The organism is Escherichia sp. KTE52, from assembly GCF_000408325.1.
GTDB classification, from domain to species: domain Bacteria; phylum Pseudomonadota; class Gammaproteobacteria; order Enterobacterales; family Enterobacteriaceae; genus Escherichia; species Escherichia marmotae.
Genome location: NZ_KE138677.1, coordinates 671451 through 697089 on the forward strand (window position 1 = coordinate 671451; position 25639 = coordinate 697089).

The following is a 25639-nucleotide window of genomic DNA, read 5'->3' on the forward strand; positions in this document are numbered from 1 at the left end:
AACTGAATGGCGCGGCAGAACGCCGCGCCGAAAGGCATCAGAAGCTGGCGTTAACCCCGACATAAGGGCCGTCAGCCACCGCGTTGTCGCGGTGGCCGTCTTTACCCGACAGATTCAGATAGCGGTAGCCCGCCTCAATGCTGACTGGACGCATAATAGTGTAACGCGCGCCAGCATTCGCTTCTTCATAACTTTTAATACCGCTGGAGAGCGAATCCGGAGAGTAGTAATACTCGCCAAACAGACGGAAGCTATCGCCAATTTGCCACTGCAAGCCACCGCCTACCGCCGCGGCATAACCTTCATCACCGTCGTTCGGGTTGGTATAAACGCCTTTACCACCCACGGTTGCCATTAGCGGACCCAGCGGCAGATTCAATCCCAGACCAACGCCCGCGACGTCACCGTCGTCATCGTTATGTGTCCAGTTACCGCTTAATGCCAAACCGGTCGATTCAGTACCGAAACCAACACCAATATTGGTATATTCTTTTCCCGCCTGACCGCTGATACTCATCGCATTTGCCGATGCAGAAACCAATAGCATTCCAGCCAGAACTGGCAGCGCCAATTTTTTCATTTTTACCTTTTCCCGCAAGAAGATAATTAAAAGTCCCCAAAGCTGCGGGATTGTACTGCCTGACGCAGAGGATTCAATGCGTGAAAAAAGCGATCTGCTAACTTATTGTAACTAAATACTTCTTGAATAATTAAGTGCAGAAAAAGCAGCCATCAAAAATTGATTGCCAGCCAAATAATCATCGTGGTTATCATCACCCAAAAGACAAATGCTACTTTCACCTGTTTGTCCATTGCCGTATTCTTTTATTTTATTTTCGATGGTAAGGAATATTCCCATGCGACAACGGACTATCGTTTGTCCCTTAATTCAAAATGATGGTGCTTATCTGCTGTGTAAAATGGCCGACGATCGCGGCGTTTTCCCCGGACAATGGGCGCTGTCTGGTGGCGGCGTAGAGCCCGGTGAGCGTATTGAAGAAGCATTACGTCGTGAAATCAGAGAAGAGCTGGGCGAACAACTGATTCTTACTGACATCACACCATGGACCTTCAGTGATGATATCCGCATCAAGACCTACGCAGATGGTCGCAAGGAAGAGATTTATATGATTTACCTAATCTTTGACTGCGTCTCTGCCAACCGTGAAGTAAAAATTAACGAAGAGTTTCAGGACTATGCATGGGTAAAACCGGAAGATCTTGCGCACTATGATTTGAATGTCGCCACCCAAAAAACATTACGTTTGAAAGGTCTGATGTAACAGTAATGACAGCCATTATTGGCTGTCATATTAAAAATATCAGCGATTAGCAAATTCACCATCCAGTAAAACGTTGCCTTTTTCCACATGCATTACCAGCCCATCCAGATAATCTGGTTTAAATGTCACGTTACGTTTATCTTTAGCGATATAGGTCAGACAATGGTTATGGGTGAAAATAACGATATTTTTATCTGGTGCTTTGCTTTGTAACTCCTTAATTGTGCTATAAATCTCATTTCTACATTGTAGAAATCGTTTATCTACCGTCAGTTTTTTTCCAGCAGAAAACCAGCTCGCTGATTGAATAGTCCGAACGGTATTACTGGAATAAAGATCGAAATTAGGGATGTCCGCGCTGAAAGCTTTGCCCAGTTCACGGGCATCCTGAGTACCTTTCACCGTAATGCCTGTTTTGTCTGACAAGCAGTGATTGGAGGAACGGTCGCAGCGTTCCGCATGGCGAAACAGAACCACAACCGGGTGCTGCTGCGCTAATCTGGCCAGCGTTCTATTGTCGATACGTGGCAAACCATTACTGCTCCAGGCAGCATGTGTACCCAGCCCCACAATCGCCACAAGCACCAGTAAAATGAAGATATATTTTTTAGACTTCAACGAAGCCCGACAAAAAGCTAACACGTAAGCTCCACCTATAGACAAGCGTAGCCAACTAACTGGCCGTGAAAACAAACATCATTTTCATCGGTAAATAGTGGCGGGATAAATTAAAACATTACGGCGCACGCAAAATGCCTTAAATTTTGTCAAATTAAAAGCCCGAATAAGATGAAAAAACAAAAAAATAATATTTAAGTCTTATATTCATTCCTTAAGGTTAAATTAATATTCTAACCTTAGAATTTCACTCCAAATGGCAAAATAGACATAACGCTCCCTATGACAAATATTAGCGAATAACTGGGAAAGATATTCAATGACCGAAGGAAAAACCATGTCAGACTTTTTGCCTTTTTCACGTCCGGCAATGGGTGTGGAAGAACTCGCCGCGGTTAAAGAAGTTCTCGAATCAGGATGGATCACTACCGGTCCGAAGAATCAGGCACTTGAACAAGCCTTTTGCCTGTTAACGGGAAATCAGCATGCCATCGCAGTCAGTTCAGCCACTGCCGGAATGCACATCACGCTGATGGCGCTGGGGGTTGGTGTTGATGATGAAGTCATTACTCCCTCCATGACCTGGGTTTCAACTCTCAATATGATCTCCCTGTTGGGCGCAACACCGGTGATGGTGGACGTTGATCGCGATACGCTGATGGTCACGCCTGAAGCGATCGAAGCGGCCATTACACCTCGTACCAAAGCGATCATCCCGGTGCATTATGCCGGAGCGCCGGCAGATATTGACGCCATTCGCGCCATTGGTGAACGCTACGATATCGCAGTCATTGAAGATGCCGCCCATGCCGTCGGTACAAATTACAAAGGTCAACATATTGGCGCGAAGGGCACCGCTATTTTTTCATTTCACGCCATCAAAAATATTACCTGTGCGGAAGGTGGATTAGTCGTTACTGATGACGAAAATCTCGCTCGCCAGTTACGCATGTTGAAATTTCATGGTCTGGGTGTCGATGCATACGACCGAAAAACATGGGGTCGCGCACCGCAGGCTGAAGTATTAACACCAGGCTATAAGTACAATCTGACCGATATTAACGCCGCGATTGCTCTGACGCAGTTGAATAAATTAGAGCAACTAAATACCCGTCGTCGAGAAATTGCCCTGCAATATCAACAAGCACTGGTGGATCTACCCTTCCAGCCTCTGAAGCTTCCCACATGGCCACATGTTCACGCCTGGCATCTGTTTATTATTCGTGTTGATGAACAACGTTGTGATATCAGCCGCGATGCGTTGATGGAAGCACTGAAAGAAAGAGGCATTGGCACTGGGTTACATTTCCGCGCAGCTCACACGCAAAAATATTATCGTGAGCGTTTTCCCACGCTGTCGTTACCGAATACCGAATGGAATAGCGAACGCATCTGTTCGTTGCCGCTTTTCCCGGATATGACCACCGCCGATGCCGACCGCGTCATCACAGCCCTTCAGCAACTTGCAGGACAATAAGCCATGTTTGACATCCACCCTGTTAAGAAAGTCTCGGTGGTTATTCCCGTTTATAACGAGCAGGAAAGTTTACCGGAATTAATCAGGCGCACCACCGCAGCCTGTGAATTGCTGGGCAAAGAGTATGAAATACTGCTGGTTGATGACGGCAGTAACGACAATTCTGCGCAAATGCTGGTCGATGCCTCACAAGCAGAGGGCAGCCATATTGTGTCTATTTTGCTTAACCGCAATTACGGACAACATTCGGCAATTATGGCGGGTTTCAGTCACGTTACCGGCGACTTAATCATTACTCTTGATGCCGATCTCCAGAATCCGCCAGAAGAGATCCCCCACCTGGTGGAAAAAGCCGATGAAGGTTACGACGTGGTAGGGACTGTGCGCCAGAACCGCCAGGACACCTGGTTTCGTAAAACTGCCTCGAAGATGATTAACCGACTGATCCAGCGCACCACCGGCAAAGCGATGGGCGACTACGGCTGTATGCTGCGCGCTTATCGTCGTCATATTGTCGATGCCATGTTGCACTGCCATGAACGCAGCACCTTTATTCCGATTCTGGCGAATATCTTCGCCCGCCGCGCCATTGAAATTCCAGTACACCATGCCGAGCGTGAGTTTGGCGAATCAAAATACAGCTTTATGCGCCTGATTAATTTGATGTACGACCTGGTGACCTGCCTCACGACCACACCGTTACGTATGCTTAGTCTGCTTGGCAGCATTATTGCGATTGGTGGTTTTAGCATTGCGGTACTACTGGTGATTTTACGCCTGACGTTCGGACCGCAGTGGGCGGCAGAAGGCGTCTTTATGCTGTTTGCCGTACTGTTTACCTTTATTGGCGCTCAGTTTATCGGCATGGGATTACTCGGTGAATATATTGGCCGGATCTACACCGATGTCCGCGCCCGCCCCCGCTATTTTGTGCAGCAAGTTATCCGTCCATCCAGCAAGGAAAATGAATAATGAAAGCCGTCGTTTTTGCCTATCACGATATGGGTTGCCTGGGTATTGAAGCCTTGCTGGCTGCCGGTTACGAAATTAGCGCCATTTTTACTCATACCGATAATCCTGGCGAAAAAGCATTTTATGGTTCGGTCGCTCGCCTGGCGGCGGAAAGAGGGATTTCGGTTTACGCGCCGGATAACGTTAATCATCCTCTGTGGGTGGAACGCATTGCCCAACTGTCACCTGATGTGATTTTCTCTTTTTATTATCGCCATTTGATCAGCGACGAGATTTTGCAACTTGCCCCCACTGGCGCGTTTAATCTGCATGGTTCGCTGTTACCGAAATATCGCGGCCGCGCGCCACTGAACTGGGTACTGGTGAACGGTGAAACGGAAACTGGCGTTACGTTGCATCGGATGGTGAAACGTGCCGATGCCGGAGCCATTGTTGCCCAGCTACGCGTTGCCATTGCACCGGACGATATCGCCATTACGCTGCATCATAAATTGTGCTACGCCGCGCGTCAGTTGCTGGAACAGACGTTACCCGCCATTAAACACGGTAATATTCTGGAAATCGCCCAGCGCGAGAACGAAGCCACCTGTTTTGGTCGCAGAACGCCAGATGACAGCGTCCTTGAGTGGCACAAACCGGCATCCGTACTGCATAACATGGTGCGTGCCGTTGCCGATCCGTGGCCTGGCGCCTTCAGCTATGTAGGCAATCAGAAATTCACCGTCTGGTCGTCACGCGTGCATTCTCATGCGTCCACAGCACAACCGGGGAGCGTGATTTCTGCTGCACCGCTGTTAATTGCCTGTGGCGATGGTGCGCTGGAAATTGTCACCGGACAGGCGGGCGATGGAATTACTATGCAAGGTTCGCAATTAGCCCAGACGCTAGGGCTGGTTGAAGGTTCAAGACTTAACAGTCAACCTGTTTGCACCGCCCGACGCCGTACCCGGGTGTTGATCCTCGGGGTGAATGGCTTTATTGGCAACCATCTGACAGAACGTCTGCTGCGCGAAGATCATTATGAAGTCTACGGGTTGGATATCGGCAGCGACGCCATTAGTCGTTTCCTTAATCATCCGCATTTTCACTTTGTCGAAGGTGATATCAGCATTCATTCTGAATGGATTGAGTACCACGTCAAAAAATGTGATGTCGTATTGCCGCTGGTGGCGATTGCCACACCGATTGAGTATACCCGCAACCCGCTGCGCGTATTTGAACTCGATTTTGAAGAGAATCTGCGCATTATCCGTTACTGCGTGAAGTACCGTAAGCGAATTATCTTCCCGTCGACCTCGGAAGTTTACGGGATGTGTAATGATAAATATTTCGACGAAGACCATTCTAATTTGATCGTCGGGCCGGTGAATAAACCGCGCTGGATTTATTCGGTATCAAAACAATTGCTTGACCGGGTGATTTGGGCGTATGGCGAAAAAGAAGGATTGCAGTTTACCCTCTTCCGGCCGTTTAACTGGATGGGGCCACGGCTGGATAACCTTAATGCAGCGCGAATTGGCAGTTCGCGCGCCATTACACAACTCATTCTAAACCTGGTAGAAGGATCGCCAATTAAGCTGATTGATGGCGGAAAACAAAAACGCTGCTTTACTGATATTCGGGACGGCATCGAAGCACTGTTTCGCATTATCGAAAACACGGGAAATCGCTGTGATGGCGAGATTATTAATATCGGCAACCCCGATAACGAAGCGAGCATTGAAGAACTGGGCCAGATGCTACTGGCAAGCTTTGAAAAACATCCTCTACGCCATCACTTCCCACCGTTTGCAGGCTTTCGCATCGTCGAAAGTAGCAGCTACTACGGTAAAGGATATCAGGACGTGGCACATCGTAAGCCTGGCATCCGCAATGCCCGCCGCTGCCTGGATTGGGAACCGAAAATTGATATGCAGGAAACCATCGATGAGACGCTGGATTTCTTCCTGCGCACTGTCGATCTTACGGATAAATAATCATGATCAAAGTGGGCTTACGCATTGATGTTGATACCTTTCGCGGCACCCGCGAAGGCGTGCCGCGTCTGCTGGAAATCTTGAGTCAGCATAATATTCAGGCCAGCATTTTTTTCAGCGTCGGCCCCGACAATATGGGCCGTCATCTCTGGCGGCTGGTGAAGCCGCAGTTTTTGATGAAGATGTTGCGATCAAACGCAGCGTCGCTTTATGGCTGGGATATTCTGCTGGCAGGCACTGCATGGCCAGGAAAAGAGATTGGCCACGCCAATGCCGACATCATTCGTGAAGCGGCTAAACACCACGAAGTTGGCCTGCACGCCTGGGATCACCACGCCTGGCAAGCCCATAGCGGTAGCTGGGATCGGCAAACGATGGTGAACGATATCGCGCGTGGTCTTCACACACTGGAAGAGATTATTGGCCAACCGATAACCTGTTCCGCCGCCGCTGGCTGGCGAGCCGATCAACAGGTGATTGAGGCAAAAGAAGCGTTCCATTTGCGCTACAACAGCGATTGTCGCGGAGTAATGCCGTTTCGTCCGTTGCTCGAATCAGGAAAACCGGGTACAGCACAAATCCCGGTGACGTTACCCACCTGGGATGAAGTCATTGGCCGGGATGTGAAAGCGGAAGATTTTAACGGCTGGCTGCTCAACCGCATCCTGCGAGAGAAAGGGACGCCAGTTTATACCATTCATGCAGAAGTCGAAGGCTGCACTTATCAGCATTATTTTGTCGATCTTCTGAAACGTGCCGCCTGTGCAGGTATTACGTTTTGCCCTTTAAGCGAGTTGTTATCAGAGACTTTGCCACTCGGGCAAGTTGTCCGCGGAAGTATTGCCGGACGTGAAGGCTGGCTCGGTTGCCAACAAGCTGCGGGAACTCGTCCATGAAATCTGTTCGCTATTACGCAGCATTCTTTGCGTTTATCACTGTCTATTATCTCTTGCCGATTAATTATCGTCTGCTCTGGCAACCCGATGAAACGCGTTATGCGGAAATCAGTCGGGAAATGTTGGCCTCCGGCGACTGGATTGTGCCCCATCTGTTAGGGCTACGCTATTTCGAAAAACCCATTGCCGGATACTGGATCAACAGTATTGGGCAATGGCTGTTTGGCGCGAATAACGTTGGTGTGCGGGCAGGCGTTATCTTTGCGACCCTGTTAACCGCCGCGCTGGTGGCCTGGTTTTCTCTGCGTTTATGGCACGATAAGCGTCTGGCACTACTCGCCGCAGTGGTTTATCTCTCGCTGTTTATTGTCTACGCCATCGGCACTTATGCGGTGCTCGACCCATTCATTGCATTCTGGCTGATGGCGGGAATGTGCAGCTTCTGGCTGGCAATGGACGCGCAAACCTGGAAAGGCAAAAGCGCGGGATTTTTACTGCTGGGGTTAACCTGCGGCATGGGGGTGATGACTAAAGGTTTTCTCGCCCTCGCCGTACCGGTATTGAGCGTGCTGCCGTGGGTAGCCATGCAAAAACGCTGGAAAGATCTCCTTATTTACGGCGGACTGGCTGTTGCCAGTTGCGTACTGACTGTTCTTCCCTGGGGGCTGGCAATAGCACAACGGGAGCCTGACTTCTGGCATTACTTTTTCTGGGTTGAACATGTTCAACGCTTTGCGATGGATGATGCCCAACATAAAGCCCCGTTCTGGTACTACTTGCCTGTCATCATTGCCGGTAGTCTGCCGTGGCTGGGATTGCTCCCCGGCGCGCTGCGCGCAAGCTGGAAAAACCGTCGTCATTCCGCAACCGTCTATCTCTTGAGCTGGGCGGTGATGCCGCTGCTGTTTTTCTCTGTCGCCAAAGGTAAATTACCGACCTATATTCTCTCCTGCTTTGCGCCTCTGGCAATGCTGATGGTGCATTACGCTTTGCTGGCAGCAAAAAATAATCCTCTGGCGCTGCGGATTAATGGCTGGATTAACATCGCTTTTGGCGTCACTGGCATTATTGCCACGTTTGTTGTTTCGCCCTGGGGACCAATGGGCACGCCTGTCTGGCAGACTTTCGAAATCTATAAGGTCTTTTGTTCCTGGTCGATTTTTTCGCTGTGGGCATTTTTCGGTTGGTACACCTTAACGAATGTGGAAAAAAACTGGCCCTTTGCGGCGCTTTGTCCGTTGGGGCTGGCGTTGCTCGTGGGATTTGCGATCCCCGACAGAGTCATGGAAGGGAAACACCCGCAGTTTTTTGTTGAGATGACGCAAGAGTCACTCCAGCCGAGCCGCTATATTCTTACTGATAGCGTCGGTGTTGCCGCTGGTCTGGCATGGAGCCTGCAACGCGACGACATCATCATGTATCGCCAGACGGGTGAATTGAAATATGGTCTTAATTACCCGGATGCGAAAAGCAGATTTGTCAGCGGCGATGATTTTGCCAAATGGCTAAATCAGCATCGACAGGAGGGGATTATTACACTCGTGCTTTCGGTTGACCACGATGAGGATATCAACCGTCTCGCCATTCCACCTGCAGATGCCGTCGATCATCAGGGGCGTCTGGTGCTCATTCAGTATCGCCCCAAATGATCTGGCTGATTTTAGTCTTTGCCAGCCTGCTTAGCGTAGCCGGGCAACTCTGCCAGAAACAGGCAACTCGCTTTGTGGCGGTAAGTAAACGGCGCAAACATATTGCACTGTGGCTGACGCTGGCATTGGTGTGCCTCGGGCTGGCAATGGCACTCTGGCTACTGGTATTACAGAACGTGCCGGTAGGCATTGCCTACCCGATGTTGAGCCTGAATTTTGTCTGGGTGACGCTGGCAGCAATAAAACTGTGGCACGAACCGGTGTCTTTTCGCCACTGGTGTGGGGTGGCATTCATTATTGGCGGCATTGTGATCCTGGGGAGTACGGTGTAATGGGCCTGATGTGGGGATTATTCAGCGTCATTATTGCTTCCGCTGCACAATTAAGTCTGGGTTATGCGGCGAGTCATCTGCCGCCGATGACGCAATTATGGGATTTTATCGCAGCGTTTTTTACTTTTGATTTCGGTGCCCGAATGCTGGTTGTCGGCCTGGTTGGTTATCTGATCTCCGTTTTTTGCTGGTATAAAGCGTTACATCAACTGGCACTCAGCAAAGCCTACGCCTTACTGAGTGTAAGTTATGTACTGGTATGGATTGCATCAATGATACTTCCCGGCTGGGAAGGAACTTTTTCGCTGAAGGCTATGCTGGGCGTAGCCTGTATTATGTGCGGATTAACGCTGATTTTCATGCCGATTGCAAAACAACGTTACTGATGTTTTTCACCAGATTTACACTGTCGTTCCCACTCATCAGGACTATAACTGCTTGCCGAGAGGACTTTCACCGTGTGCTGCTTTTCCCGGTTAATGCAATAAAGCGCATCCTGTAGAGGAGAAAGCAGGTCACCTGATTTAACGCTAAAGTCAGTTTGCACTTCAGCAATCATTCTTATCGTGCCGCCAGCATCACAAAGCTTCAGTATGTGTCTGTTATCTTGCTTATTACTGCACGATTTTTTGACCAGCCATTCCATTGCACCATCCTGTTTAATAAGAATTTTCACATTAATTTACAGATTAACAGATAAACTCTTTATCAACGGCAATGGAATAGCGGAAATGAGAGATGAAACTAATGATTTTTTAATCCTGACGTTGCACCCACTCTTTTAGCACCTGACGTGAAATTTTAATGCCGCCGTTTTTCAACTCTGGCGGCAGCATAAGCCAACGCACTGGTTGCTGAAAACGCGCCAGCTTGTCTTTCACCCATTCGCTAAGATCAACACTTTGCTGGTCATACTCCACAACGGCTACCGGTCGATGACCAAACTCCTTGTCTGCAACGGGAACGATAAATACCTGCAAAACCGCCGGATGCGCAGCAATAACCCGCTCCACCTCTTCAGGCTGAATACCTTCGCCGCCGCTAAAGAACAGGTTGTCTAAGCGCCCGACAATAGTCAGCTTGCCATTATGCAGCTCACCACGATCGCGGGTAGCGTACCAGCCTTCGTCATTGACCAGCGGCACCAGTTGTCCGTTCCGCCAGTAACCCTCCGCCATGCTGGCAGCCCGTAGCCATACTTCATCCTTGACGATTTTGACTTCCCGCCCCGGCAACGGAAAACCGACATCAGCCAGACCGTCGGCTTCTTTCGCACACACCGTAGAGGCGAACTCTGTCAGGCCATAGCCGCAAAAGCAACGAATGCCCTGCCCGCGTGCCTGCTCCGTCAGTTCGACCGGAATTGCCGCGCCGCCAAGCAACACCGCTTTCAGGGAAACCGAACTGCGATTTACCAGCAATCGCCAGAGCTGCGTCGGCACCAGCGAGGCGTGAGTACAGCCTGCCAGCATTTGTTCCAGCGGTTGTTTGTCGCGTACCGTCATCCGCGCGCCAGCGTATAACCAGCGCCACAAAATCCCCTGACCGGAAACATGAAACAGCGGCAAAGAGAGCAACCAGTCATCGTGCTCACCAAAGGGGATCAGCGATAACACACCTTGCGCACTGGCAAGGTGTGCCTGGCAGGTATGGACAGCGGCTTTCGGCAAACCGGTGGAACCAGAAGTTAAGGTCATGGAGCACAAACGCTGCGGCTGCCACGAGGCAACGTATGCGCCTTCTCCTACCTGAATTTGCAGCGAAGTTAACGCCGGAAACGTGTTTTCTCCTTCCGGCACCAACGCGAATTGCAGAGTAAGATTGGGCAACAATTCCTCAAGCAACGGTTGCGGAAGCTGTGGGTTTACGGGCAGAACTCGCGCCCCACATTGTAGTAGCGCCAGCCAGACGAGCAGCGTTTGCGGTGTATTCCATGCCCGCAACATCACCCCGCTGCCTGCAACCACACCCTGCGCCACAAAACCCGAAGCCAACTCATCGACGCGACTACAAAGCTCGCGCCAGTTGAGTTGCTCGTTATTGAGACGCAAGGCAATGGCTTCTCCCCGCACTTGCCGCCAGTGACGCCACGGCCAGTCAGAGAAGATCATAGCAGCCGCTCCAGAGCATCCACTTCCACTAACGGCAGCGGGCTACCCGGCCAGCGACGAACCTGCTGCGCCTGCATCAGATCCAGCGTATCCAGCCCCGGAATAGTGTCGGGCGTTAACCAGGCGGCAACCCGCGCCAGTTGCGTTAAACCTAAACTCGACTCGATGGAAGAACTGATCACCGCCGTCAGCCCCAGCGCGTGGGCTGCCTGCACCTGTTCACGCACTTTCTCCAGGCTACCGGTTAGCGTGGGCTTGATAACCACAGCCCGAACCCCTTCTTCTGCCACAAAGGCAAAATCCGCCTCACGCAGACTTTCATCCCAGGCAATAGCGATGCCGGTTTCACGGGCAAACGCGCGCGAATCATCACGGGTTTTGCACGGTTCTTCAAGGAAGGCGATGCGGTCGCGGTAATCAGGGTTGACGTATTTCGCAAACTGCTGACCCTTCAGCGGCGTCCAGGCGCGATTTGCGTCAAGACGCAAATGCAGATCCGGAACCGCTTCCAGCAACAGATTCACCACCATGCCGTCGCGCACCGCTTCGTACAATCCCACTTTGACCTTCGCCACTTTCTCACCAGGCATATCGGCAAGTTTGAGGATCAGGTCGTCGGGATCGCCATTACACAGCGGCGCTGCACGGTAATTGGCTGCCTGCGGCAACGCATCAGTAAGCTCCGCCAGCGCACAGCTCACACCAAAGGCGACGGAAGGCATCTGCGGTAGCTCGCAATCACCTGCCAGCCAGTTATTTACCCAGGAAAGCAGCACGCTCTGCGCTTCTTCCCAGGTTTCCTGACTGAAACCCGGCAGTGGGGAGATCTCTCCCCACCCTTCACGCTCGCCCTCACGCAGGCAAACATACAGCCCGTCGCGGGTTTTTAACCGCCTGTCGCGCAGAACCACCCCCGCGTCCATGGGGATCTGCCAGCGGTATACCTGCGCGCTACGCATTACGGATTCCGTTTGAATTTGCTGAAATCAGGCTGACGTTTCTGGTTGAAAGCGTTACGACCTTCCTGACCTTCTTCCGTCATGTAGAACAGCATGGTGGCGTTACCTGCCAGCTCCTGCAGCCCCGCCTGACCATCACAGTCAGCATTCAGCGCGGCTTTCAGGCAGCGCAGTGCCATTGGGCTGTTTTGCAGCATTTCGCGACACCAGCGGACGGTTTCTTTTTCCAGATCCGCCAGCGGTACAACGGTGTTCACAAGGCCCATATCCAGCGCCTGTTTGGCGTCGTACTGACGGCACAGGAACCAGATTTCACGCGCTTTTTTCTGCCCGACAATGCGAGCCATATAAGAAGCGCCCCAGCCACCGTCGAAGGAACCAACTTTCGGACCAGTCTGACCGAAAATAGCGTTTTCAGCCGCAATGGTCAGGTCGCACATCATATGTAGAACATGACCGCCGCCGATGGAGTAACCTGCAACCATCGCGACAACCGGTTTCGGACAGGTACGGATCTGACGCTGGAAGTCCAGCACGTTCAGGTGATGTACGCCGGAGTCATCTTTATAGCCGCCGTAGTCGCCGCGCACTTTCTGATCGCCGCCAGAGCAGAATGCTTTATCGCCTGCGCCAGTCAGAATAATTACGCCGATGTTATCGTCATAACGCGCATCCGCCAGCGCCTGGATCATCTCTTTTACCGTCAGAGGACGGAAGGCATTGCGCACCTGCGGACGATTAATGGTGATTTTTGCGATACCGTCGGTGGATTTTTCATAACGAATGTCCTCGAAACCTTCGGAACAGTCGTGCCATTCAACCGGTGCGTAAAGCATTGCTTCATCAGGATAAATCATATTGTGTCCTTTAGTCAGAAACGCAAGATCTGCGCCAGACTTGCGATTACGCCAGCGGGATTTTCCCGGTGCGCGTTATGTCCGGCGCGAGGAATGACATGGCAGTCGGCAGCCAGTTCCGCTGCCAGAGCGCGGAATTTGCTGTCACGTTCACCACATAAATAATAAAACGTAAATGTGCGGGCGCTAAGGTTAGCACGTAAATCAGGCTGGACGGCGAGAGAAGTAGCCTCCAGCATGGCGGCAAGAGTTACACCGTTATTGTTGCTGCGCAGTGCCACCAGCTCCCGGCGTTGCTCATCGTTGAGCGAGGCAAAAACAGGCTGTTGATACCAGTCGGTAAATACCGCGGTTAACGGTTCTGAGCGAAAACGCTGCGCCCAGCGGTGATCGGAAAGCTGACGTTCTGCACGTTGTTCAGCACTTTGCAGCCCTGGATGCCCGCCTTCGACAATCACCCCACCAATCCCCGGCATCCCCTGACAAGCCGCCATCATCGCCACGCGTCCACCGAGGGAGTATCCCACCAGCCAGTAATTTAGTATGTTGTAACTAACAAGAGTGTTATGCAGCACATCGGTGACATCAGCAAAACCATCAACGCTGATAGCCATTGAACCGCCGTGTCCGGGGAGATCCACATACAATCGCGAGTAGTCCGTAAACGCCTCGCCCACTTCCTGCCATTCGCGGCAATCTCCGGAAAAACCGTGCAGAAAAACCAGCCAGGGTAAACCTGGCTTGCCGTGTTTTGCCTGCGCATGCAGGATCATAAATGGCTTACCTGCGCCAGCAACTGCTGGAGTGTTTGCGCACCATCAGTATCGTTAACGACCATTTCAATCACGGTGGTGGTCGGGGTGCGCCATGCGCCAGCCAGAGCCGATTCAAACTCATCCCAGTTTTGCGGGCGATGATATTTCAGTTCGAACATGGCGGCAGCGTGCTCAAAATGAACGTTCTGTGGCATTAAATAAAAACGCTCACGCTCGCTTTTTGGTGTGGGAAGTAGCGAGAAGATTTGCCCGCCGTTATTGTTCACCACAATTAATACCAGCGGCGCGGAAACCTGGCGCAGCAAGGCCAGCGCGTTCAGGTCGTAAAGCGCCGAGAGATCGCCAACAATCGCCAGTGTCGGTTTACCGCTCGCCCGCTGAACGCCAGCGGCGGTCGAGATCAGACCGTCAATACCGCTGGCTCCACGGTTGCTGTAAACCGGGTAACCTGCCGGAAGTTGCGAGAGTGCGTCGATCAAACGCACCACCAGGCTGTTACCGACAAACAGTTGCCCCTGTTCCGGTAGGTATTCGCTGATGCGGTGCGCCAGTTGCGCTTCGCCAAATGCATCGCGACGGGTAACAACTGCCTGCATCGCCTGTTCAGCCAGACGCGGGATCTCCACGCACCAGGGCTGACGTTTTTCAGCCGGATGCAACTCCAGCCAGTCAGTAATATTGGCAATCAGCCGACGTCCACGGTGATGCGCCGGGTCGAGTCGCCCTTCGATGTTATCAACAATCCAGTATTCTTCCGGTTCACAATTCGCCTGCCATTGCAGTAACCGTTTTCCGGTCAGGCTACTACCCATCTGGATCACAATCTGCGCCTGCTGTAACTCGCCAATCGCTTTAGTATTACCTAACCACAAGTCGGCACACGGCAGCGGTTGCCCGGTTTGCGACAGCACGTCGCCAATCAGCGGCCAGCCAAGAGTTTGCGCCCACTGGGCAACTTTTTTGCCCTCTTCCGCACTCATGCGCCCCGCAACCACCACGCCGCGCTTTTGCCGCCAGAAGAACCAGTCGCGCTGTTTTTCGCTCTCCAGCCGAGGGGCTTCACGCAGCCACGGTTTATCATCCTGCCACCAGTCGCCCAAGCGTTGTTGCCACGCCAGCCCCGTGTCGTCCATCTCGCCATACAGCGGTTCGGCAAACGGGCAGTTGATATGGACTCCCCCCGTATGCAGCGTACCTAAAGCGTGATCGATGGTGGAAACCAGCCAACGCGCAGGAATATCCTGGGTCGGGCGTGGTAGTGAAATGCTATGCGTGGGATGAGAAGCGAACATACCCGGCTGGCGAATCGCCTGATTCGCACCGCAATCAATCAGTTCCGGAGGACGATCGGCGGTTAACAGGATCAGTTTTTCTCCAGTTAGCCCAGCCTCAATCAGCGCCGGATAGAGATTCGCTACCGCCGTGCCGGAGGTCACAATCACCGCCACCGGCTGTTTGCTGACCTTCGCCAGCCCCAGCGCCAGATGTCCCAGCCCACGCTCATCAAAATGGGTGTGATGAATGAATGCGGAATTTTCCGCTGCCGCCAGAGTTAATGGCGTAGAACGAGAGCCAGGGGCGATGCAGACGTGTCTGACGCCGTGACGTGTTAATGCTTCCAGAATGACCGCCGCCCAGCGTCGGTTAAATGCGCTTACTGACATGAGTTTGTCCGGTATCAATATTGCGGCTAAGTATAGAGAGCTACAAAATTAGATTATTGATATGAATCGATAATGATGCGACTCATTACTATTCCATTTGTAATAAAGTCCGCAGTCCTGCCGCTTTGTTGTCGATTTCCTGCCACTCTTGCTCGGGATCTGAGCCACGGACAATACCTGCTCCGGCATACAGACGCACTACATTGTCACTGATTTTTGCCGAGCGCAGGGAAACGCAGAATTCACTTTGTTGTAGAGAAAGATAACCCGCAGAGCCAGCGTACCATTCACGGGTAAACGGTTCGTGTTGCGCGATAAACTGCCGCGCCAGATCGCGCGGTAAGCCTGCTACGGCTGCCGTTGGCTGCAACTGATGCAAGCAAACCTCGTCATCTGCTTTATTGAGTGAAGTCCAGATGCAGCGACGCAGATGTTGTACTTTTCGCAGGCGAAGTACCTGCGGCGGCAAAATATCCAGTGTCTGGGTATCAGACTGTAATCGCTGGCAGATATCTTCCACCACCAGCATGTTTTCACGTTGGTTTTTATCATCCGCCATCAGCCACTCGGCCAACCGCTGCGCCTGTTTATCGTCGGGGTGATTTGCCACCGTTCCGGCAAGGGCTTCAGTGCGCAGCGCTTTGTCACGCCGCCGCCATAGTCGCTCAGGCGTTGAGCCGAGAAATGCGCTTTCGCCATCAAAGCCCATGTAGAAATGGTAACAGTTAAGATTCAGTCGACGGCTGGCAGCCATCATTGCCGCCGCATTGACCGGACTTGCAAAATGCAGATCTGTCGCCCGCGCCAGTACGACTTTATCCAGCTCACCTTCCGCAATGGTGTCGGTCGCCAGTTTAATTAACCGCGTCCAGCCCGATTTGTCTGGCCAGTGGTTTTCTTGTGGAGTGGTTAAATGCAACGCGGGCAACGGTTTGGTATTCGCCAGTGTAGTAATGAATTCTTTTGCCTGATTTGCGTCATTCTGAAGGGACGTTTCGCTGAAAAGGGTCAGGCGAAAGCTCGCTTTTCCCGCACAGCGCCGCCATTCCAGACGCGGCAAAAGTAAATGACCTTGTGACGGGTCAAACGCATTCAGCCCCCAAATGCGTAAGTCGGGATGTTCCGGGTACTGACGAAGAAAACGTTGTGCCTGGTCCAACGACGTAAAGCTGGCAATCGCGCCCAGCACCGCGGCCTCTTCATCACCATTACGTTGTTGCCAGTAGAATTGCGGATACGTTTGCTGACTGGCCAACCAGCTTAAAGCATCAAAAGCGTCATTAAGGGGGAAAGGAACATCGAAAACCCGAATGCCGGGTGTCGCCGGAATCTCTTGCGACAAATGGCGCAGTAGATTTCCCAGCGCCGTAGTAAGTGATTGCACGCGGACCTCTCCCTGTTAAAAGCCTCACATTATACGGGGTACTGCACAAAAAATGCAGTACCCCAGTGTAGGGAGGTTTTAACGGCGTGCCAGCAACAGTCCTAATACCAGTCCAACGGCCGCGCCCACACCAATCCCCTGCCAGGGTTTTTCATGGACGTAGTCATCGGCACGATATACCGCCTGCTTCGCCCGATAGTAATAGCTGTCGGAAGCCTGACTTACCCTTTTTTTCACATCATCCAGCGCCTTTTCTGCCCGCGCCTTTAGCTCAACATATTTTTGATCGGCGGGATCGCCAGAGGAGCGTAGCACCTCTTCCAGTGTTTCACTCAGTAACGTCAGGTCGTCATCGATACGTGTATCACTAAATTGATTAGACATTCTCGTTCTCCATTTACGTAAAACCTGCCACTAACTATAGACAACTGTTATCAATCACGCCTGATTAACCTCGCGCGCCATCCCGATATGCGGAATACCATCTTCCTCATAAATATCGGTCACTGGGATGAAACCAAATTGCTCATAAAAGTTTTGTAAGTGCGCCTGCGCCCCCAGATAAATCGCCTTGTCCGGCCAGTGGCGCGTACATGATTCCAGCGCCTTGCTCATCAATTGCTGACCGATTTTTTCGCCGCGTAAGGCCTCGCTGACAATCACCCGACCAATCACCACCGGTTCGAGATCATCATCACTTTTCAGTATCCTCGCATACGCCACCAGTGTCCCGTGATGCCAGCCGAGAAGATGGCGATTTTCTCCTACCAGATCATCACCGTCGATATCCTGATAAGGGCAGTTTTGCTCCACCACAAATACCGCGCAGCGTAGTTGTAATAAGGCATAAAGCTGAGAAACAGATAAATCAGAATGATGCAGATCTTGCCAGTCGATCATGGAAGGCTCCTTTGTGCTGTTTGCTTTATACTAGCTGGAATATTTTCAGCAGCGTGATGAACTCATGGAATTAATTTTTTTAGGTACTTCAGCGGGGGTTCCGACCCGAACACGGAATGTCACGGCAATATTGCTTAATCTGCAACATCCAACGCGAGCCGGGCTTTGGTTATTTGACTGCGGTGAAGGTACACAACACCAGATGTTGCACACGGCATTTAACCCCGGAAAACTGGACAGGATTTTTATAAGCCATTTACATGGCGATCATCTTTTTGGCTTGCCCGGGTTGCTATGCAGTCGTTCCATGTCAGGCATTGTGCAACCCTTAACCATTTATGGTCCGCAAGGTATCCGTGAATTTGTTGAGACAGCGTTACGCATTAGTGGCTCGTGGACTGATTATCCACTGGAGATTATTGAAATTAGCGCAGGCGAAATTCTTGATGATGGCTTGCGTAAAGTGACAGCTTATCCGATGGAACATCCGCTGGAATGTTACGGCTATCGTATTGAGGAACATGATAAACCTGGCGCGCTGAACGCCCGGGCGTTAAAAGATGCCGGTGTACAACCCGGTCCGTTGTTTCAGGATTTGAAAAAAGGCAAAGCAGTCACGCTGGAAGACGGTCGGCAGATTAACGGCGCTGATTATTTAGACGCGCCTACACCGGGTAAATCAATCGCCATTTTCGGTGATACCGGCCCTTGCGATGCCGCAATCGACCTTGCTAAAGGTGTCGACATAATGGTTCACGAAGCGACGCTGGATATGGCGATGGAGGCCAAAGCCAACAGTCGCGGCCACAGCTCCACACGCCAGGCGGCGGCACTGGCCCGTGAAGCTGGTGTCGGTAAACTAATCATTACCCATGTTAGTTCGCGCTATGATGATAAAGGCTGTCAGCACTTGTTACACGAATGCCGGTCGATTTTCCCGGCAACCGAACTGGCGAGCGATTTCGCGGTGTTTAGCATTTAAGTCGAAAGCGGTGGTTAGTTGGCAGATTAATTTAATGATGCCAACGCACTTATTTGACGTATTTTTCATCTGTTTGCCGAATACGCTTGATGTCGATATCCGGCAAACAGATTTATCATTTTTAGTTTTGTGAATTGTCCAGACCTTCCGCCAGCCCAATCAGGCGAATAAATTCCGCTCTGTAGCCTTGTTGATCCGGTCCTTTCGCTTGCCGCGCCCACTGTTCGATCTGCTGCCAGGATGTATTATTCAGGTATTCAGAACCGCGCAATTTTTGCCCAAACGCAGCGACTGCTGCGCGAAAACGCATATCTTCTGAAGGTGCGTTTATTGTGGGTGCCAACGGGAATTCAACTAACTGACTTTCTTTTCCCTGCGGGTATTTCCAACGAATCTTTAACCAGGCCAGTTCTTTCGCTTTATCTGATTTCGCTGATTTGTTATCCGGGGCATAGCGTAACTTATCAATTGATGCTTTTTGCCCATTCAGCGTTAATTCGAATAACAACGTTATATGTTTACCTGCGCCAATATCCCCCGCATCAACGTTGTCGTTATTAAAATCCTCCGCCCGAAGTTGGCGCTTTTCATAACCAATCTGACGGTATTCCGTTACCCACGCGGGGTTAAACTCTATTTGCGCTTTGACATCTTTTGCTACGGTAATCAACGTCTGCCGCATTTCACTGTTCAACACTTTCTGCGCTTCAGAGAGAGTATCAATGTAGCTGTAGTTGCCGTTACCAACATCGGCAATTCGCACCATCATTGCCTCGTTGTAATTGTCATCCCCCACGCCAAGCGTCGAAAGAGTAACACCGGACTCCCGCTGTTTTTTGACCATTGATTCAATCGATTTTGGATCGTCAATACCAACGTTAAAGTCACCGTCAGTGGCCAATAAAATGCGATTGATGCCGCCCTTAATAAACCCCTTCGCCGCCTGCTGATAAGCCAGTTCCAGCCCGGCACCGCCATTGGTACTGCCTTCCGCATCCAGCGAATCAATCGCGGCATTAATTTCTGACTTGTGATTCCCTGAGGTAGAAGGCAACGCAATACGGGAGTCGCCAGCGTAGGTTACGATGGCAATGTTATCCTGCTCACGAAGTTCTTTGACCAATAATTTCAACGAAGACTGAATAAGTGGCAAACGTTCACTAGAAATCATTGAACCAGAAGTGTCGATAAGAAAGACCAGATTAGAAGCTGGTAACTCTTCACTTTTGCGATCTTTCGCCAGGATATCAACTTTCAGCAATGTTCGCTGCTCATTCCAGGGCGCAGATGCCAGTTCATAGCGCATAGCGAAAGGTATTGGCTTAGTGGCGGGAACAGGCTCTTTATTATTGCTTTTATCATTAATAACCCAGTCTGACGGAAAATAATTGACCATCTCCTCCACCCGCACAGAGTCTGGCGGAGGTAACAGCCCTTGATTGAGGAAACGCCGTACATTTGCATAGCTGCCAGTGTCGACGTCAAGGCTAAACGTCGCCAACGGGTTTTGCGCTACCTGCTTAACCGGATTATCATCGAACTGCTGGTAGCGAGCTGTTCCTGGATTTGCGATACGTGTAGCTTTTGCTTTAGCCGCTCTTTCAAATGTTGGCGCTTCCTGCAATCGCCCCGGCAAAGCCTGTTTGTCTGAGGATTGTTGCGCTTCATGCTGGGCTAAGGTTTTTGCTTTCGCGTCTGCAGCGGCTTTAGCGGCGGCGGCTCTTTGCTCCGCCACTTTTGTTGCCGCTTGTTGCGCGGCAAGTACTTGCTGGTCTGTGGGTGTAGTAGATTGTTGTTGCTGACTTTCCTTATCATCAGATTCCTGCCCACATCCTGACAAAATCAAACTACTAATAAGCAACATGATTATATTTTTATTTCGCATATAAAATCCTTTTAAATAAACTCAGCTACCAGACATAAAATAGACTCTTTGTATAATCCGACCAATCTTAATAAAATACAATCCCGAAACCCATAACAAATAATAATTCAACAACAAAACCTATTAATAATTTGTATATGAAAAAAATAACCTTTCCCTTTTTTATATTGTTCTTGCTTTCACTTCCTCTAATTGTTTTTTATCAACCCTGGGTCAATGCATTACCGCCAACGCCCCGGCACGCAAGTCCCGAGCAATTAGAAAAAACAGTTCGTTACTTTACACAAACTGTGCATCCACGTAGTGCTGACAATATTGATAATCTGAATAGATCCGCAGAGTATATAAAAGAGGTCTTTGTCAGTAGCGGTGCCAGAGTTACCGTGCAGGACGTCCCCATTACTGGTGGCCCCTACAAAAACATTGTTGCTGATTACGGTCCTGCCGATGGATCGCTGATTATTATTGGGGCGCACTATGATTCCGCAACCAGTTATGAAAACGACCAATTAATCTATACGCCAGGCGCGGATGATAACGCCAGCGGCGTCGCCGGACTACTGGAGCTGGCACGTTTGTTACAGCAGCAAGCGCCGAAAACAGGCGTTCAACTAGTCGCCTATGCGTCGGAAGAACCGCCCTTCTTTCGTAGCGATGAAATGGGGAGCGCGGTACACGCCGCTTCGCTTGAGCGTCCGGTGAAATTAATGATAGCGCTGGAGATGATTGGTTATTACGACTCCGCATCCGGGAGTCAGGATTACCCTTACTCTGTCATGTCCTGGCTTTATCCCGACCGTGGTGATTTTATTGCAGTGGTTGGCAGAATGCAGGATATCAGCGCTGTGCGTCAGGTAAAATCTGCGTTGTTATCAGCAACAGAGTTGCCTGTTTATTCTATTAACGCACCGGGATTTATTCCCGGTATCGATTTCTCCGACCATCTCAATTACTGGCAGCAAGATATTCCTGCCGTCATGATTACAGACACTGCGTTTTATCGAAATAAACAATATCACCAGTCTGGCGATACTGCAGACAGACTCAATTACCAGAAAATGGCGCAGGTAATTGATGGCGTTATTAGTTTGTTGCATAACAGTAAATAATAAAAATTTCTCGAGGCAGCTCCAGAAAAATGACTGCTGTAATTTTATTTTGTGGCATCTGATTTAAGATGCGAAAAATGAAATTCAACGGAGGAAAACAAATGGGAATGATTGGTTATTTTGCGGAAATTAATTCAGAAAAGGTTAACCAACTGCTTGAGTCTACTGAAAAACCTTTGATGGACAATATTCACGACACGCTTTCAGGTTTACGCCGACTGGATATTGATAAGCGCTGGGATTTTTTACATTTTGGCCTGACAGGCACCTCTGCTTTTGATCCCGCGAAGAATGACCCGCTAAGTCGTGCCGTGCTTGGTGAACACAGCCTCGAAGATGGCATAGATGGTTTCCTGGGATTGACCTGGAATCAGGAGTTAGCCGCGACAATCGACCGCCTGGAAGCTCTGGATCGAAGTGAGCTGCGTAAACAGTTTTCCATTAAGCGACTCAATGAAATGGAGATTTATCCGGGAGTGACCTTTTCAGAAGAGTTAGAGGGCCAACTCTTTGCGTCGATCATGCTTGATATGGAGAAGTTGATTAGCGCGTATCGACGTATGCTGCGACAAGGGAATCATGCGCTGACGGTTATTGTTGGGTGATGGTGTCAAAGGCACCATAAAAAACCGCCGAACATGTCGGCGGCTTTCTGACTTACGAACTGACTGCTTACATCAGCGGCATTGCCAAACGTACAATGCTGATCAGCGGTTGCGGCCATACACCCAGCACCAGTACCAACAGTGCGGAGATCAGCACCACGATGCCGCCTGCCGTGTACTGCCAGTCTGACGGTGCATCACGGTTTGGCTGTTCTGAACCATGAAGGTACAGGCTCACCGCCACGCGCAGGTAGTAGTAGAGGCCGATTGCCGAACCGACAACCACAGCGCCCACCAGCCACCACAGGTGCGCCTGAACACCGACCGCCAGCACGTAGAACTTACCGATAAAGCCCAGCGTCATCGGGATACCGGCCAGTGACAGCATCATCACCGTCATCACCGCCGCGAGGATCGGACGATGCCAGAACAGTCCGCGGTAAGAGAACAGGGAATCAGCATCCGGGCCACGATACGGGCTGGACATCAGGCTGACCACACCGAACGCGCCGAGGCTGCTGAACAGATAACCGGCGAGGTAAACCCCTACCGCTTCCATCGACATCTCGCCGGTTTGCAGCGCAATCAGTGCCACCAGCAGATAACCGAGGTGAGAGATAGACGAGTAACCGAGCAGACGTTTGATATTGGTCTGGCTCAGCGCCATCAGGTTACCGAAGATGATGGAGGCAAAGGCGATAATCGCCAGCACCACGCGAATCGCTTCGCTGTCGCCCACCGGTGCGTAAAGGAACAGACGCATCACCACGCCGAAGATAGCGATTTTGCTCGCCGTCGCCAGGAAGGTGGAAACCGGCGCAGGCGCGCCCTGGTATACGTCTGGTGTCCACAGGTGGAACGGCACCAGAGAAAGTTTGAAGCCGAGGCCGACAATCATCAGGCCAAAACCCGCCAGTAACAGCGGCTCGTTGAGCATACCATCACCGAGGTTTTTACCCAGCGCGACGAACGACAGGTCGCCAGACTGCGCGTACACCAGCGCCATACCGAACAGCAAGAAAGAAGACGCTGCGGCAGAAAGAATGGTGTATTTGATACTGGCTTCCAGCGAACGTTTCTGGCGGAAAGCGTAACCGACCAGGCCAAACAACGGCAGAGAGATCAGTTCGATACCGAGGAACAGAGACGCCAGATGGTTGGCATTCGCCAGCAAGATCCCACCCAAGGAGGCAATTAACACCAACAGGTAGAACTCGTCCTTATTGTCGTTATAACCTTCAAGCCACGGGTAGGCAAAAGTACAGGTGGCGAGGCTCGCCAGAAGTACCAGCCCGGTGTAGAGCATGGCGAAACCATCAACACGCATCAGCGGCGTGACGTCCATAGCGCCCGCCTGGCCAACAAACCAGAGCGAAACCAGCGCCGCGTTAAGCCCAATGACCGACAGCGTGGCGTTGAGGAAGTGATTGCGTCGCCACGCAATGGAGAGCATCACAACCACCACCGTCAAGCCGACGATCAGCAACGGTAGCAGTGCGATCAGGTTTTGTGGAGTTATTGTCATGGCGATTTACGGCCTTGTAGTAGTAACGGAATTAACAAACCACTGCTGGATATTGCCAATCGCGGAGTGCGAGGTATCCAGAATCGGCTGCGGCCAGAAGCCCAGCAGTACCAGCAGCACCACCAGCAACAGGATCATAAACAACTCACGCAGCGACATCCCTGGCAGTTCCTGGCTGGCAATCTCGCTTTTCGCCTTACCGAAGTAAGCGCGATGCAGCATTGCCAGCGAATAAACAGACGCAAAGACCAGCCCAAAAGTAGAGATAACGGTAATGACCGGGACGACCTGGAAGCTGCCGAACAGAATCATAAATTCACCGACGAAGTTACCAGTGCCCGGCATCCCAAGCGTTGCCACAGCAAAGAACAGCGACAGTGCTGGCAGCCATTTCATTTTGCTCCACAGACCGCCCATCATGCGCATGTCACGGGTGTGGATACGTTCATAGAGCTGACCGCAGAGAATAAACAGACCCGCCGCCGACAAGCCGTGCGCAATCATCTGAATAACCGCGCCCTGGTAGGCCAACTGGCTGCCGGTATAGATAGCAATCAGCACGAAGCCCATGTGGGAAACCGAGGTGTAGGCGATCAGACGTTTGATATCAGTCTGGGCAAAGGCCATCCACGCACCGTAGAAGATGCCGATAACACCCAGCCACATCGCGATTGGCGCAAACTCTGCCGACGCGTTCGGGAACAACGGCAGGGAGAAACGCAGCAGACCGTAAGCGGCGGTTTTCAGCAAGATCCCCGCGAGGTCAACGGAACCGGCAGTCGGTGCCTGGGAGTGGGCATCTGGCAACCAACCGTGCAGTGGAACCACCGGCATTTTCACCGCAAAGGCGATGAAGAAGCCCAGCATCAACAGATATTCCACACCGCTGGACATTGGCGTATTCAGCAGCTCTTCATAGTTGAAGGTCCAGACACCGGTCGCATTGTAGTGAACGAAGACCAGCGCCAGGATGGCGATCAACATCACCAGACCACTCGCCTGGGTGTAGATGAAGAATTTGGTTGCCGCCGTGATACGCGTTTTACCGTCAGAAGCTTTATGCCCCCACAGTGCGATCAGGAAGTACATCGGCACCAGCATCATTTCCCAGAAGAAGAAGAACAGGAACATGTCGATGGCAAGGAACACGCCGATAACACCGCCCAGGATCCACATCAGGTTGAGGTGGAAGAAGCCCTGATATTTTTCGATCTCATTCCACGAGCAAAGTACCGCCAGCACGCCGAGCAGACCTGTCAGCACGACCATCAGCAACGACAGACCATCAATGGCGAGGTGAATAGAGATTCCAAAACGCGGGATCCACGGCATGTCGAATTCAGACTGCCACTGCGGAATTCCGGCGGATTGCGTCAGTGAATAACCGCCCTGCAACCACAGTTGCAGCGACAGCGCCAGCGTCAATCCCATGGTGATTAGCGCGATCCAGCGCGGCACCTTTACGCCAAAGCGTTCGGTCTGCCAGCACAGGAAGCCGCCAATAAAGGGAATTAATATTAGCCAGGGTAGTAACATGGCGATCTTTATTCCTTGTAAAAGTCCCGTCAGGACCGGATTTTCAACGAATTCTCACGACAGAAAATTCACTTCGGATTGGGGGGAGTGTCGGATGCGCCGCTGTAGTGGCTTATCCGACCTACGTTCTTATATGCCCGAGG

The 25639-nt window shown here is 51.3% G+C and carries 25 protein-coding genes; 11 read left to right on the forward strand and 14 right to left on the reverse strand.

Annotated elements, in window-relative coordinates; genetic code table 11:
* Positions 1-37 precede the first annotated feature (37 nt).
* A complete protein-coding gene (locus A1SC_RS13985) occupies positions 38-580 on the reverse strand; it encodes a YfaZ family outer membrane protein (RefSeq protein ID WP_001516761.1) in 543 nt (180 codons plus the stop codon).
* A gap of 277 nt (positions 581-857) precedes the next feature.
* Here A1SC_RS13985 and nudI point away from each other — a divergent pair, with 277 nt between their 5' ends.
* A complete protein-coding gene (gene nudI, locus A1SC_RS13980; RefSeq protein ID WP_001249881.1) occupies positions 858-1283 on the forward strand; it encodes a nucleoside triphosphatase NudI in 426 nt (141 codons plus the stop codon).
* Positions 1284-1322: 39 nt separating this feature from the next.
* On the opposite strand, the gene ais is transcribed toward nudI, so the two are convergent.
* Positions 1323-1925, reverse strand: coding sequence for a lipopolysaccharide core heptose(II)-phosphate phosphatase Ais (ais, locus tag A1SC_RS13975; protein ID WP_016262178.1), 603 nt, complete (start codon positions 1923-1925; stop codon positions 1323-1325).
* Positions 1926-2238: 313 nt separating this feature from the next.
* On the opposite strand from ais, the gene arnB reads away from it, so the two are divergent.
* From arnB to arnF, 7 genes are read left to right on the forward strand one after another with little or no spacing between them, the layout of a single operon-like run.
* On the forward strand, positions 2239-3378 hold the full coding sequence (gene arnB, locus A1SC_RS13970; protein ID WP_001516764.1) for a UDP-4-amino-4-deoxy-L-arabinose aminotransferase: 1140 nt from the start codon (positions 2239-2241) through the stop codon (positions 3376-3378).
* A gap of 3 nt (positions 3379-3381) precedes the next feature.
* Entirely contained in the window at positions 3382-4350 is a 969-nt protein-coding gene (arnC, locus tag A1SC_RS13965) for an undecaprenyl-phosphate 4-deoxy-4-formamido-L-arabinose transferase (protein ID WP_000459655.1), read from the forward strand.
* On the forward strand, positions 4350-6326 hold the full coding sequence (gene arnA, locus A1SC_RS13960) for a bifunctional UDP-4-amino-4-deoxy-L-arabinose formyltransferase/UDP-glucuronic acid oxidase ArnA (RefSeq protein WP_016262179.1): 1977 nt from the start codon (positions 4350-4352) through the stop codon (positions 6324-6326). Before arnC ends, arnA begins: the two co-directional genes overlap by 1 nt.
* Positions 6327-6328: 2 nt before the next feature.
* A complete protein-coding gene (arnD, locus tag A1SC_RS13955; RefSeq protein WP_000598503.1) occupies positions 6329-7222 on the forward strand; it encodes a 4-deoxy-4-formamido-L-arabinose-phosphoundecaprenol deformylase in 894 nt (297 codons plus the stop codon).
* On the forward strand, positions 7219-8871 hold the full coding sequence (gene arnT / locus A1SC_RS13950; RefSeq protein WP_001516768.1) for a lipid IV(A) 4-amino-4-deoxy-L-arabinosyltransferase: 1653 nt from the start codon (positions 7219-7221) through the stop codon (positions 8869-8871). The genes arnD and arnT overlap by 4 nt, the downstream gene beginning before the upstream one ends.
* Positions 8868-9203 carry a 4-amino-4-deoxy-L-arabinose-phosphoundecaprenol flippase subunit ArnE gene (arnE, locus tag A1SC_RS13945; RefSeq protein ID WP_000638004.1) on the forward strand — a complete coding sequence of 112 codons (336 nt, stop codon included), beginning with the start codon at positions 8868-8870 and terminating at the stop codon, positions 9201-9203. Before arnT ends, arnE begins: the two co-directional genes overlap by 4 nt.
* Positions 9203-9589 (forward strand): 4-amino-4-deoxy-L-arabinose-phosphoundecaprenol flippase subunit ArnF, encoded by a 387-nt coding sequence (arnF, locus tag A1SC_RS13940; RefSeq protein WP_016262180.1) that lies wholly within the window; start codon positions 9203-9205, stop codon positions 9587-9589. Before arnE ends, arnF begins: the two co-directional genes overlap by 1 nt.
* Here arnF and pmrD read toward each other — a convergent pair.
* From pmrD to A1SC_RS13895, 9 genes are all read right to left on the reverse strand, one after another.
* Positions 9583-9849 carry a signal transduction protein PmrD gene (pmrD, locus tag A1SC_RS13935; protein WP_010376827.1) on the reverse strand — a complete coding sequence of 89 codons (267 nt, stop codon included), beginning with the start codon at positions 9847-9849 and terminating at the stop codon, positions 9583-9585. The two genes, arnF and pmrD, sit on opposite strands and share 7 nt — an antisense overlap.
* Positions 9850-9958: 109 nt before the next feature.
* Positions 9959-11314: an o-succinylbenzoate--CoA ligase gene (gene menE / locus A1SC_RS13930; RefSeq protein ID WP_016248999.1), complete on the reverse strand. Its 1356-nt coding sequence runs from the start codon at positions 11312-11314 to the stop codon at positions 9959-9961.
* Positions 11311-12273 (reverse strand): o-succinylbenzoate synthase, encoded by a 963-nt coding sequence (menC, locus tag A1SC_RS13925; protein WP_001255642.1) that lies wholly within the window; start codon positions 12271-12273, stop codon positions 11311-11313. The genes menE and menC overlap by 4 nt, the downstream gene beginning before the upstream one ends.
* Positions 12273-13130: a 1,4-dihydroxy-2-naphthoyl-CoA synthase gene (gene menB, locus A1SC_RS13920; protein WP_000640000.1), complete on the reverse strand. Its 858-nt coding sequence runs from the start codon at positions 13128-13130 to the stop codon at positions 12273-12275. The genes menC and menB overlap by 1 nt, the downstream gene beginning before the upstream one ends.
* Before the next feature lie 14 nt (positions 13131-13144).
* Positions 13145-13903: a 2-succinyl-6-hydroxy-2,4-cyclohexadiene-1-carboxylate synthase gene (gene menH, locus A1SC_RS13915; RefSeq protein ID WP_016249000.1), complete on the reverse strand. Its 759-nt coding sequence runs from the start codon at positions 13901-13903 to the stop codon at positions 13145-13147.
* Positions 13900-15570 (reverse strand): 2-succinyl-5-enolpyruvyl-6-hydroxy-3-cyclohexene-1-carboxylic-acid synthase, encoded by a 1671-nt coding sequence (gene menD / locus A1SC_RS13910; protein WP_016262181.1) that lies wholly within the window; start codon positions 15568-15570, stop codon positions 13900-13902. Before menD ends, menH begins: the two co-directional genes overlap by 4 nt.
* An 88-nt stretch (positions 15571-15658) precedes the next feature.
* Positions 15659-16954 carry an isochorismate synthase MenF gene (gene menF / locus A1SC_RS13905; protein ID WP_001516773.1) on the reverse strand — a complete coding sequence of 432 codons (1296 nt, stop codon included), beginning with the start codon at positions 16952-16954 and terminating at the stop codon, positions 15659-15661.
* A gap of 78 nt (positions 16955-17032) precedes the next feature.
* On the reverse strand, positions 17033-17338 hold the full coding sequence (gene elaB, locus A1SC_RS13900) for a stress response protein ElaB (RefSeq protein WP_000070671.1): 306 nt from the start codon (positions 17336-17338) through the stop codon (positions 17033-17035).
* Positions 17339-17392: 54 nt separating this feature from the next.
* Complete coding sequence (locus tag A1SC_RS13895; protein WP_000568147.1) at positions 17393-17854, reverse strand: GNAT family N-acetyltransferase; 462 nt, start codon at positions 17852-17854, stop codon at positions 17393-17395.
* A 64-nt stretch (positions 17855-17918) separates the two neighbouring features.
* Here A1SC_RS13895 and rbn point away from each other — a divergent pair, with 64 nt between their 5' ends.
* Positions 17919-18836: a ribonuclease BN gene (rbn, locus tag A1SC_RS13890; protein WP_016262182.1), complete on the forward strand. Its 918-nt coding sequence runs from the start codon at positions 17919-17921 to the stop codon at positions 18834-18836.
* Between the two features lie 121 nt (positions 18837-18957).
* Here the strand turns inward: rbn and A1SC_RS13885 are convergent, their stop codons facing one another.
* Positions 18958-20721, reverse strand: a complete 1764-nt coding sequence (locus tag A1SC_RS13885) for a vWA domain-containing protein (RefSeq protein ID WP_016262183.1) — start codon at positions 20719-20721, stop codon at positions 18958-18960.
* Between the two features lie 137 nt (positions 20722-20858).
* Between A1SC_RS13885 and A1SC_RS13880 the strand changes: the two genes are divergently transcribed.
* Complete coding sequence (locus A1SC_RS13880) at positions 20859-21830, forward strand: M28 family metallopeptidase (RefSeq protein ID WP_001516775.1); 972 nt, start codon at positions 20859-20861, stop codon at positions 21828-21830.
* A 101-nt stretch (positions 21831-21931) separates the two neighbouring features.
* Positions 21932-22435, forward strand: a complete 504-nt coding sequence (locus tag A1SC_RS13875) for a YfbM family protein (protein ID WP_000525379.1) — start codon at positions 21932-21934, stop codon at positions 22433-22435.
* A gap of 67 nt (positions 22436-22502) precedes the next feature.
* Here A1SC_RS13875 and nuoN read toward each other — a convergent pair whose 3' ends face one another.
* Complete coding sequence (gene nuoN, locus A1SC_RS13870; RefSeq protein WP_016262184.1) at positions 22503-23960, reverse strand: NADH-quinone oxidoreductase subunit NuoN; 1458 nt, start codon at positions 23958-23960, stop codon at positions 22503-22505.
* Positions 23961-23966: 6 nt separating this feature from the next.
* Positions 23967-25496: an NADH-quinone oxidoreductase subunit M gene (gene nuoM / locus A1SC_RS13865; protein ID WP_001516777.1), complete on the reverse strand. Its 1530-nt coding sequence runs from the start codon at positions 25494-25496 to the stop codon at positions 23967-23969.
* Positions 25497-25639: the final 143 nt, after the last annotated feature.